This is a genomic window from Tautonia plasticadhaerens, assembly GCF_007752535.1.
Taxonomy (GTDB): domain Bacteria; phylum Planctomycetota; class Planctomycetia; order Isosphaerales; family Isosphaeraceae; genus Tautonia; species Tautonia plasticadhaerens.
Map to the genome: position 1 here is coordinate 219,779 of NZ_CP036426.1, position 10,728 is coordinate 230,506.

The window sequence follows — 10,728 nt, forward strand, 5'->3', positions numbered from 1 at the left end:
GGCGGTCACTCCGTCCGGGCCGCCGACGCCCCGGCCGGCTCTCCGGCCGGATCGACCCCGTCCCGCCCCGCCACCTCGACCAGCAGCCGGGACGGCTCGATCAGCTGGACCAACTGCCCGTCGACCCGGGCGACCGGGCCGAGGAAGCCCACCCGCTGGACCGGGGCGGCCAGCGTGGTCAGTTCGAGGCCCGAGACGTCCGACAGCTCGCTCACCCGCTCGGCCGCCAGCCCGAGCCGGCGGCCCTCCCGGTCGGCGCCGAACAGGACGACCCGGGTGCTCAGCCGGTCCTCGCACGGGAGGGCGTCGACCAGCCGGCCGAGGTCGATGACGGCCACGACCTCCCCCCGGTAGTCGAGCAGCCCGGCGACGGCCGAGGAGGCGTAGGGCAGCCGCCTCAGGGCGACCCGGGGGACCACCTCCTCCACGAGCGAGACGTCCACGCCGTAGCGTTCACCCCCGGCCTCGAACGTCAGCACCATCATGAGCCTCGGCCTCCAATCCGACGTCCCGCCGCCGTGCCGTCACGCCCGCCCCGCCGCCGCGTCGCCGCCCGATGCGACCGGTGGCGCCGGGGGTTCCAGCTTGAAGAACGCGATGTCGTCCCGCAGCGTGCCGACGGCCTGCCGGAGCCGCTCGGTCGCGTCGTTGAACTCGCGGAGCGACGCGGCCGACTGGCCGGCCCCCTCGCTCAGGTGGACCATCGCCTCCCGGATCTGCTCGGCCCCGAGGGCCTGGGCGCGCATCCCGTCAGTGACCTGCTCGAACCGGGGGGTCAGGTCCCGGACCGCGTCGATGATCTGGCCGAGGCTGCCGGCGACCCGGTTCACCTCCTCGACCCCCTGGCGCACCTGCTCGTGGAACTTGTCCATCTCCATCACGCCGGCCGAGACGCTCTGCTGCATCTCCTTGACCATCCGCTCGATGTCCAGCGTGGCCACGGCGGTCTGGTCGGCCAGGCGCCGGATCTCCCGGGCCACCACCAGGAACCCCCGCCCGTACTCCCCGGCCTTCTCGGCCTCGATCGCCGCGTTGATCGACAGCAGGTTGGTCTGGTCGGCCACCTTGGTGATGGTCGTCACCACGAGGTTGATGTTGTTGGCCCGCTCGCTGATGACCGACAGCCGGGAACTGATCGAGCCGGTCGACTCGGCCAGGATGCGCATCGAGTGGTCCATGTTGACCAGCGCCTCGTGCCCCTCGGCCGCCATGGCGCCGGTGCCGGCGGCCACCTCGTTCACGTCGTTCATCGTCCCCAGCAATTCCTGGCTGGTGGCGGTGATCTGCTTCACCGCGGCGGCGGCCTGATTGGTCGAGGCGCCGTAGGCCTGTACCGACTGCTCCTGCTGCCGGGACGCCGCCGAGATCGTCGTCGCCGTGCCGAGCAGCTGCACGCTGGACGACTTCATCCGGCCGATCAGGCCCCGGAGGTACTCGGTCATGGTGCGGAAGGCGGCCAGCAACTGCCCGGGCTCCCCCTCGGCGTGCAGGTCGACCTGCCCGGTCAGGTCGCCGACGGCGATCCGGCGCGCCACCTCCGCCGCCGCCCGGATCGGCCGGGCCAGGCTCCCGGCCACCAGGAGGGCCGCCGTCACCACGCCGACGGCCGTCAGGCCGAGCAGCATGGCCATGGCCGTCCGCTGCCGGGCGATCAGCTCGAACGCCTCGTCGGCGTCCTGCTTGACCACCAGGCCCCATCGGTAGCTCGGCAGGTACCCCCAGGCGGCCACGGTCGGCTCGCCCCGGTAGTCGACGGCCCGGCCGTATCCCCGCCGCGCCAGGACCGCCTCTTGCAGCGGCAAGGCCCGATCCGATCCCAGCCTGATCCGCTTGCTGACGGTCGCCTCCCCGCCGCCCGGCAGCGGGACGGTGGCCGTCTCGGAGTCCTCCGACGTCGCGTGGCGGAGCGGGGAGACGATCGTCACCGTGCGGCCCCCTTCGGCCCCTTCGGGGCGATCGAGGGCGCCGACCAGGACCTCCCCCGTCTCTCCCAGCCCGGTGTGGTCGGAGAAGACGCGGAACACGTCGCGGTTGTCCAGTTGCAGGGCCAGCACGCCGACCAACCGGCCGTCGTCACCCAGCAGCGGCGTGCCCACGAAGGCGATCGACTCGTCCGAACCGGGATAGGTCGCGAAGGCCGACAGGTCGGCCATGAGGAGCGTCCGGGTCCGCACCACCAGCCTGGCCAGCGGGGAGCCTCGGAGCGGCCCGGACGCGAGATCCGGGCCCGGGTCGGGCGCCCCGGCCGATCGGAGCAGCAGCGTCCCGTCGGGCGAGAACATCACGACCTCCGGATAGCCGAGCGTCTCCATCGTGTGCGTGAGCGTCTCCCGGCCCCGGTCGATCAGCTCGCGATACTCGGGGGAGTCCTTCCCGCCTCGCCCGACGATCTCCGCCAGGCGATCGGCCGTGGCGACGAAGGCCGGGGCCCGGGACAGCGACGTGCCGTACCGGATCCGGTCCCCGGCGAACTGCTCCAATTCGGTCGCCCTCGCCGCCTGGATCACGCCCAGGTTCCGCCGCACCGTCTCGGCGATCGACCGCGACGAGATCCGGTCCAGCAGCGTCGTCAGCGCCAGGCACGGGACCAGGGCGATCGCCAGGAACCAGAAGGTCAGCCGGCCGGCGATCGAGCGCGGCACCAGCCGGGAGAGCCGTCGGGCCGCCTCCGCCCTCGAGGACCAACTCATCCGCCGACCTCCCCCGCCGCCCCGGCCGCGCCCCGATCGGGTGCCCCCTCCCCCGGCCGAGGCCCCGCCGCCTCGGGCCCGGCCGACTCTCCGGCGACGTACTCGGCCGCCCCCGCGGGGTTGCTCCAGCGTTCACCCCACCCCGTGTAGAGATCCCGCACCAGGTCGTCCCATGCCGACCTGGGGCGAAAGATCGGATAGGGGACCGGCATCACCGGCCGGTCCGAGGCCCAGACGACCTCGAACCCGCCGTCCTCCGTCACCCGGCCGATCCGGGCGACCTTCCAGGCGTGCTGCGTCTCCGGGTCGATGCTGACCACGCCCTCGGGGGCCTCGAGGCTCTGCCGACGCAGGGCCCGTCGCACCTCCGCCGGGGAGACCCGGCCCGCCTCCTCCAGCGTCTGCGCCCAGAGCCTCACCCCCACGTAGGCCGCCTCCATCGGGTCGCTCACCGCCCTGGCCTTGCCGAACCGCGCCCGGAACGCGGCGAGGAACGACCGGTTCGCCGGCCGGTCCAGGCCCTGGAAGTAATTCCAGGCCGCGTAATGGCCGACCACGGACCTCAGGTCGCCCATCGACTGGAGTTCCACCTCGGCGATGCTGAACGACACCACCGGAATACGGCGACGGTCCCGGGTCGCCTCGGCCAGGGCGTCGAAGAATGGGGCGTTGGCCGCGCCGTTGATCGTGTTGAAGATCACGTCCGGCTCGGCCGCCACGATCCGCTCGACGAGCTCGTCCATCGCCGTGGCCGTCAGCGGCACGTACGCCTCGCCGGCCACCCGGCCTCCCAGCGCGGTCAGCTGATCGCGGATGATGGCGTTGGCCACCCGGGGGAAGATGTAGTCGGACCCCACCAGGAAGCACGACGTCCCCAGCCGGTCCAGGCTCCACGACACGGCGGGGATGATCTGCTGGTTGGGCGCGGCCCCCAGATAGACGATGTTCGGGGACAGCTCGCAGCCCTCGTACTGCACCGGGTAGAAGAGCAGGTGGTCGGACTGCTCGACGATCGGCCGCACCGCCTTCCGGCTGGCCGAGGTCCAGCAGCCGAAGATCGCCAGGACCCCCTCCTCCTCGATGAGCCGGGTCGCCTCCCTGGCGAACACCGCCTCGTCCGACGCGCCATCGGCGACCACCCACCGTACCGGCCGACCGAGGACGCCGCCCCGCTCGTTGAGCTGCTCGAGGGCCAGCACCGTGGCGTCGATCACCCCGCGCTCGCTCTCGGCCATCGGGCCGGTCCGGGAGTGCAGGATGCCGACCGTGATCGGCGTCGCGCGCGGCCCGATCACCCCCGCCACGGCCAGGCCGCCGACGACCGCGGCCGTCGCCACCAGCGTCAGCGCCACCCCCGCCGCCAGTCGCCTCAACACTCAAGCCCCTCCGGCCGATCGGGCCGAGCCTGGCGCAACTCCCGGCGGCCACGCCTCCCCCGGGTCGAGCCAGGGGGGGAGGGGCCGCGGTCGCTCGGGCAAGCCTCTTTCCACCTTTCCTAGATTAACACCCGGCCCATCCCCCCGCAATTCGCCCCTCGGGACCCCGGTCGCGGGTGGCACCCCCCTTGAGTACGCCGCACGCCCGGCTCACCCTGCGACGGCTTCGCCGCCCGAGCCGCCGAGCGGGGGATGCTCCGCCGGCTGCTCGCCAAGCCCCTCGAGGCGGGCCAGGCCCGAGGCGACCCCCCGACGATGGAGTCCGACGAGCCCGACCTCCGCCCTCGGGAGAACCGGGTTTCGCGATCGAAGGCCGGCCAACCCCCATGGGCGCGCCCGCGACCGATGCGGGCAACCTGACGTCGCGGGGCTTCCCGGCCGTCGTGGCGCGGAGCGGCCTTTGCGATTCCTGACATCGAGGGGTGCTCGATTCGGACAGATCAAGAAAGAACCCCGCGAACCCCAACAGTCGCTGGGCTTGCGGGGCGAGTCCGTCCTCGAGCGGAGAGGGGGGATTCGAACCCCCGAGCCGGGTTTGACCCCGACTAACGGTTTAGCAAACCGCAAGCGGCTTGGCGTAAGTTCCTCGTTCGAAAAAGGTTTGTGGGATGGGGCACTGTCGCTTGCCCACCATTTGCCCACCGGAGCCGATTTCCCCCCCGACCTGGCGGAGATTGCTTCCGCCTGGCCTGAGCTTCCCGAGGCGGTGAAGGCCGGCATCCTGGCGATGGTCCGAACCTCCTCGGGTGGACGGAGGGACCGATGAGCCGCTCAAGGACGCCCGACCCCGAGGCCATCCGAGCCCTCCTCGAAGCCCTCCGGGCGGGGAGCTTCCCCGGGCCCGCCTGCCGGGCCGCCGGGATCAGCCGGAGCACCCTCCGCCGATGGCTGGGGCGGGGACGCTCGAAGGACGACCACGACGCCCCCTATCGGGCCTTCCGGCGAGACTACCGGGCCGCGATCGCCTCGGCCGAGGTCGGGGCGCTGGATTCGATCTGCCGCGCCGGGTCCGAGGGCATCCCCGGCTCCTGGCAGGCCAGCGCCTGGCTCCTGGAGCGCCGGTTCCCGGCCCGATGGCGCAGGAAGGACCAGGCGCCGGATCCGTCGCCACCGAAGCCCCTCTCGCAGATGACCGACGCGGAACTTGACGCCTACTGCGGTCGCCTCGGCCTGCTCGACGAGCCGCGACGGTGACTCCTCTTCCCCTCGCCGGTGAGCCCGATCCATGCCACGACCCACCAAGTTCAGCCCGGAGGTCGGCGAGGAGTTCCTCCGCCTCCTTGCCGGAGGGCGGTCCCGGAGCGAGGCGACCGACGCACTCGGCATCGGCCGACGGACCCTCCAGGACTGGCTCCGCCGAGGCCGGGAAGGAGAGCCGACCTTCGCGGCCTGGGCCGAGCGGGTCGATCGGGTGGCGGCGCTGCGTCGCCGGGGACGGATCCGGGCGTCCTGGGATCGCTACGAGGCCGAGTCGAAGGAGCGATGGACGCGGTCCAAGCGGGCCCGGGAGGAGTACTGGAAGGAACGGCTCGGGCCGCTGGAGTTCTGGAGCCGTCGCCTGGCGTGGCTGGCGGCGCGGGGGAAGTGGGAGGCGTACCGCCGGACGATCGAGCGGCTCAAGGCCGAGGGTTTCCGCACCAATGCAACACTATAAAAAGGGAAACCAAGCGGGAAATCAGGGGGGCCGTCCGAGCCTCGACACGCCGGGTCGTCTGGTCGCCCTGTCCCGGGGGATCGTCGAGGGCCTGTCCCGGGACCGTGCGGCGGAGGCGGCCGGCACCGGGAAGCGGACGCTGCATCGCTGGATCAAGGCCGGGCGCGCCGGCGCTGCCCGCTCTGCCGAGCTGGCCGAGGCGGTCGCGACGGCCGAGCCGCTGGCCGGTTGGGGTCGGAGCATCCTCCCGGTGGCCCGGGAGCTGATCCGACTGCGGGTGATCTGACGCCGCCATGCCGATTGAAACGGTGGGGAGATGGTCTGCGTGGTGCCAGAACCGGGGGCGTCGGGTTCCGACGCCGACCGTTCCACGGAACAGGAAAGGACCCGATGGGAGCCGGTGACAGAACCCGGGGGCCGGAAGGGGCCGACCTCGGGGGGTGGTACTGGCGTCGCGTTTCGCTGAAAGCAGCCTAAGGGAGCGGGGGGATCGGTGCCAGAACCAGGCCGGCCGAGGACACCCCGAGCCGACGGGGCTCTTGGCGCCCTCGCGGAATGGCCGGTCGTTGAGATCACCGGGGGGGCGGATCCACGGCCTGCCATGATCGTTGGTTCAGCGGTGCGTCCCCTGCCCACAACGGCGAGCCGACCGGCGGCGGACGCGGGGGGGTACGTCCGCCGCCGGTCGACTCGCCTGAACTCGGATGCGATGCCTCAGACCTCGGGAGCCCGTGCCGATAGGATCTCCAACACGTCGTCGATCAGGTCGATTCGGCTCCCCTCGCCATCGTCGTCACCATCGCCCGATCGCCGGGCCGCCGAGCGTGCCGCGGCGACGGAGGCGAGCGAGGCGGACGCCGACGACTGGGCCGGGATGTTGTCCGTGACCCGGAGGCGGAAGTACAGCGGCGAGAGGACCGGAATGCCGGCCCCTCCGGTCGGGTCGAAGGGCTCCGCCCGCCCGGGCCCCGGCCGCCCATCGGCGTTGGCCGAGCCGATCGTCCACGCCCCGGAGCCCTGATCGAAGACGGCGTAGTCGGGGCGTCCGTCGCCGTCGTAGTCGGCCACGGCGGCGATGTCGCCTGACGAGCCGAAGGTGACGGGGAAGCCGTCGCCGAAGCCAGGGACCTCGCCGCGGGAGGGGAGGACGAACCACTGGGCGCGGCCGGGCTCCAGGTCGCTCTCCGAGCGGAAGGCGACGATCTCGGCGCGCCCGTCGCCGTCGAAGTCGGCCACGGCGGGCTGATCGGCGTTGCCGGCGGCGCCGAAGGTGATCGGGAAGGCGCCGAGGGCGCGGCTGAAAGTGGCGTCGTTGCGAGCCGAGGGGAGGATGAACCACTGGGCGGCGCCCGGGACGAGGTCGCTGATCGGTCGGAAGGTGGCGATGTCGGCGCGCCCGTCGCCGTCGAAGTCGAAGGGGGCGGGCAGGTCGGTGCCGCCGGCGGCGCCGAAGACCACCGAGAAGGCGCTGCCGCTGGCGCTGGGGAGGATGAACCACTGGGCGGCGCCCGGGACGAGGTCGCTATCGGCGCGGAAGGTGGCGATGTCGGTCGCACCGTCGCCGTCGTAGTCGGCCGGCGCCGGGCGGTCGAGCACCCCGGCGGCGCCGAAGGGGATGTCGACGCGCTCGCCGTCGGAGGAGCGGAGGTAGGTCCAGATGCTCGCGTTGGGCTCGCCGCTGCCGGAGAGCCGGGCCTGCGGGTCGACCACGGCGACGTCGGCCTGGCCGTCGCCGTCGAAGTCGCCGGCGATGGGGATCACATTCGGCCCGAGGTCGTCGATGACGACCGTGGAGGTCTCGGGGCTGCCCTGATTGGACAGCCTGAGCTCGAAGACGGCGGCGCCGGCCGTCGCGTCGTAGCGGTAGAGGGCCAGGTCGGAGACGCCGTCGTTGTCGTAGTCGCCCTCGACGACCCGGCGGAAGGCGATCGGCTCCGCGAGGCGGCCGACGCCGGGGTTGCCGGAGAGGTCCCGGAGGCCCCCCGCGTCGACCACCAGCTCGTACCCGGCCGACCTCCGGGTGAGGGCGCCCAGCCCGACGACGCGGTAGGTCGTCTCGTCGACCCAATCGACGGCCACGCCGTCCAGGTCGACCGGCTGGCCGTCCCGGGTCAGCCGGAGGTCGTCCACCCCGAAGGAGGCCGGGTCGATCGGCTCGGAGAAGGTGACCATGGCGACGTCGATCGGGTCGCGATCGGAGGCGCGGCCCCCGGCGGAGATGCCGACGACGGAGGGCGGGGTCCGGTCGACGGGGCGGATGTCGGCCTCGAGCTGGTAGAAGTTCGTGTCGCCGTCGTACCCGAGGACCCGGACGAGATAGGAGCCCGCGGCCAGGCCGTCGAGGCCGATCTCCTCGACGTTCTCCTCCCCTGCGGAGCGGTCGACCTCGACGAGGCTCCCGTCCTTCTCGCGCCGGTAGAGGATCAGGTCGAGGTCACCGGAATCGTGCTCGAAGCTCGCCTTGATGCGATCCCCCTCGCCCGCGGGGTCGGCGAGGCTGAGGGCGTACCAGTCCTCGTCCCCCCCGCGATCGATCGACAGGTCGCGACGATCGACCTCCAGGGGGGAGGCCACGGAGATCGTCCCCCAGTCGGTCGCGCCGCCCTCCTCGTCATTCGGCTCCAGGGGGTCCGCGGCCAGGGGCCCCGGCTCGACGTTGAACTCCATCGTGTAGGTGTTCGGGTCCGAGCGGAACGTGCTGAAGCCCCGCAGGCTCAGGCCATAGGTGCCGAAGTCCAGGCCGTCCAGGCTGATGAACTTCTCCAAATCGACCGAGTAGTCATCCCTGACGAACTCGAAGGAGCCATCCGGCGCCTGGCGATAGAGCTCGACCAGGATCGGCTCGCCCGCGCCGCCGTCGTTGTCGGTGCCGAGATGAATGAAGCTGTCGTCGCCGGCCTCGCCGTTCAGGCGGAAGGTGAAGAGATCCTCGTCGTCGGGGTCGTGGAAGTTCAGGTCCAGCGTGCCGAACAGGGGGCTACCGGCCGAGGCGATGCCGAGGTCCAGCGGGCCGTCGACGAAGAAGTTATTGTTGGGCTCGTACTGGTCGGGCAGCGGCCGGTCGAGCCGGATCTGGGCGTCCAGGGTGTAGATGTTCGTGTCGCCCCCCGCCCCGACGACGGCGAGCATGTAACCGACGGTGAACCCGACGGGATTGCCCTCGTCCCCGGTCAGGTCGAGCAACTCGTCGTCGTCCGTCGATTCGGACTTGTCGGCGAGGACGTAGGATCCGTCGAAGCGCCTGGCGAAGAGATAGGCGTCGAGGTTGCCGGCCTCGTGGTCGAAGTAGATGGCGATCTTGTCGTCGGGGCCGCCACGGCCGTCGATCTGGTAGTAGAAGTAGTCGACGTCGTCGCTCGCGTCGATCGTCAGCATCTCGGCCCGACGGAGCGGGGAGCCGTAGGAGGCGGCGCCGAGCCAGCGGGCCGCCTCCCGATCGTCGTTCGGCTCGAAGGCGTCGGGGCCCGGCGGCGGGTCGCCGAGTCCGCCGTCTCCCGTCAGGGGGAACGAGGGGGGGAGTCGGAAGTCGACGGCCTTGTTCGCGTCGGCGATCACGACCCGTTGGGGCTTGATCAGCTGGCCGGAGTTCCCCACCAGGCCGACCTCGTAGGTCCCGTTTGGCAGCCACGCCTGGACGATGCCGTGCTCGTTGCCCGGCGCGGCCGGGGCCCGGGTGACGGCCCGGGTGCCCACCTCGCGGTATCCGAGCGTCAGGTCGCCGAGGCCCTCGCCGATGTCGTAGCGGGCGTCCTGGTCGAAGTCCTGGTAGGCCATCCCCACGACGTAGCCGCCGTCCTCGACACGATTGGCGATCCGGTGGGTCGAGTAGTATGTCCGATCCTCGTAGAATCCGAAGCCGACTCCGATCGAGTTGCTCGCGTAGATCCCCTTGCCCTTCCCGACGCCCGAGAGGCCGAGGCCGCTCGTCGACGCGCCGGCCGGGCCGTCCCGACCCAGCAGGTTCTTGGCGTGCCCCATGTCGGGGTTGCCCCAGTCGACGATATAGGAGAGGGTGCCGAGGTAGGCCTGGCGTTGGGCGAAGGCCTCGAAGTCGCCCGCGGACCCCTCGTAGATCTCGCGGCCGGAGGACGGGCCGCCCTCGGTCTTCCGCGTCCCCCCGATGTTCTCGCCCGGCGAGCTCTGCTCCCCGCCGAGGCGGTCCGGATAATTCACATTATTGTAATCGTAGTTGCCGCCCGGGATCGCCTTCCCCCCGTCGCGGATGCACACGGGGGCCTCGCCCCTCTGCTGCGTATCCCAGGAATGCGCGTAGCAGACCTCGTCCATGTAGTCGACGTGGTCGTCGGCACCCTGGGCCAGGTACTCGTCGATCCCATAAGGCCCCAGCGTGGGGCCGTCCTCGCCCCCCTGGGACCTCAGGAACGCCATCGCATCGGAGAAGTGCCAGGTCCCCTTCTCTATGGGCCGGCCGTCGAAGTAGTCGACGGAGGATCGCACCTCGGCGAGGATCGGGTCGTCGGCATCGAACCCGTGCCCGCCGCGTTGTTCACCGTCGATGTAGGCCTCGATGGTGGAGGCGAACCTGGCCGGGTCGGCGCGGAATTCGTTGATCAGTGCGAAGACGTAGGCCTCCGCGGCGGTGACGCCGGCGTCCAGGACGACGCGAGGTTCCAGGGATTCCACAATCGGCCGCCGAGGATGCTTCCCCCCGGCCGTCGTCCTGTCCGTCGCCCTTCCAAACGGCCACGTCATCGGCGTCGTCTCCTGGATTCCACCCCTCAAACCGGGGAGTCGTCTCGATTGCAGCCCTCTCGATGCGTTAGCCGGCGGACAGGTGCGCCGGCCCGAGGGTCTTCCCCCATCTTCCTGGCGGTTCGCGGCGAAACCGGACGAAGCGACTCGGCTTAATTTCGAGATGTCCCAAACGCCCCCCGCCGGGGACGCATTAACGTAAGGCCGCACCTGTGGCGCAACCCCATTATTCGGA

7 protein-coding genes are annotated in these 10,728 nt (G+C 71.5%); 3 read left to right on the top strand and 4 right to left on the bottom strand.

The window, feature by feature from the left end; genetic code table 11:
- Positions 1-5: 5 nt before the first annotated feature.
- Genes ElP_RS00870 through ElP_RS00880 form a run of 3 tightly spaced genes read right to left on the bottom strand, consistent with a single transcriptional unit; the run spans position 6 to position 4,066 of the window.
- Complete coding sequence (locus ElP_RS00870) at positions 6-485, bottom strand: chemotaxis protein CheW (protein ID WP_145266382.1); 480 nt, start codon at positions 483-485, stop codon at positions 6-8.
- 39 nt (positions 486-524) lie between these two features.
- On the bottom strand, positions 525-2,690 hold the full coding sequence (locus ElP_RS00875) for a methyl-accepting chemotaxis protein (protein WP_145266384.1): 2,166 nt from the start codon (positions 2,688-2,690) through the stop codon (positions 525-527).
- Positions 2,687-4,066, bottom strand: coding sequence for an urea ABC transporter substrate-binding protein (locus ElP_RS00880; protein WP_145266386.1), 1,380 nt, complete (start codon positions 4,064-4,066; stop codon positions 2,687-2,689). The genes ElP_RS00875 and ElP_RS00880 overlap by 4 nt, the downstream gene beginning before the upstream one ends.
- A gap of 822 nt (positions 4,067-4,888) precedes the next feature.
- Between ElP_RS00880 and ElP_RS00885 the strand changes: the two genes are divergently transcribed.
- Genes ElP_RS00885 through ElP_RS00895 form a run of 3 tightly spaced genes read left to right on the top strand, consistent with a single transcriptional unit; the run spans position 4,889 to position 6,066 of the window.
- Entirely contained in the window at positions 4,889-5,320 is a 432-nt protein-coding gene (locus ElP_RS00885; RefSeq protein WP_145266388.1) for a hypothetical protein, read from the top strand.
- 31 nt (positions 5,321-5,351) lie between these two features.
- Positions 5,352-5,780, top strand: a complete 429-nt coding sequence (locus ElP_RS00890) for a helix-turn-helix domain-containing protein (RefSeq protein WP_145266390.1) — start codon at positions 5,352-5,354, stop codon at positions 5,778-5,780.
- The gene (locus tag ElP_RS00895) at positions 5,767-6,066 is read left to right on the top strand and encodes a hypothetical protein (RefSeq protein WP_145266391.1); all 300 of its coding nucleotides are present in this window, start codon (positions 5,767-5,769) and stop codon (positions 6,064-6,066) included. The genes ElP_RS00890 and ElP_RS00895 overlap by 14 nt, the downstream gene beginning before the upstream one ends.
- A 428-nt stretch (positions 6,067-6,494) precedes the next feature.
- Here ElP_RS00895 and ElP_RS00900 read toward each other — a convergent pair whose 3' ends face one another.
- Positions 6,495-10,424, bottom strand: a complete 3,930-nt coding sequence (locus ElP_RS00900; RefSeq protein ID WP_145266393.1) for an FG-GAP-like repeat-containing protein — start codon at positions 10,422-10,424, stop codon at positions 6,495-6,497.
- Positions 10,425-10,728: the final 304 nt, after the last annotated feature.

Excerpts from the sequence above, each read along its gene's own strand:
- ElP_RS00870 (WP_145266382.1), bottom strand. The coding sequence starts at position 485 with ATGATGGTGCTGACGTTCGAGGCCGGGGGTGAACGCTACGGCGTGGAC.
- ElP_RS00875 (WP_145266384.1), bottom strand. The coding sequence starts at position 2,690 with ATGAGTTGGTCCTCGAGGGCGGAGGCGGCCCGACGGCTCTCCCGGCTG.
- ElP_RS00885 (WP_145266388.1), top strand. The coding sequence starts at position 4,889 with ATGAGCCGCTCAAGGACGCCCGACCCCGAGGCCATCCGAGCCCTCCTC.
- ElP_RS00890 (WP_145266390.1), top strand. The coding sequence starts at position 5,352 with ATGCCACGACCCACCAAGTTCAGCCCGGAGGTCGGCGAGGAGTTCCTC.
- ElP_RS00895 (WP_145266391.1), top strand. The coding sequence starts at position 5,767 with ATGCAACACTATAAAAAGGGAAACCAAGCGGGAAATCAGGGGGGCCGT.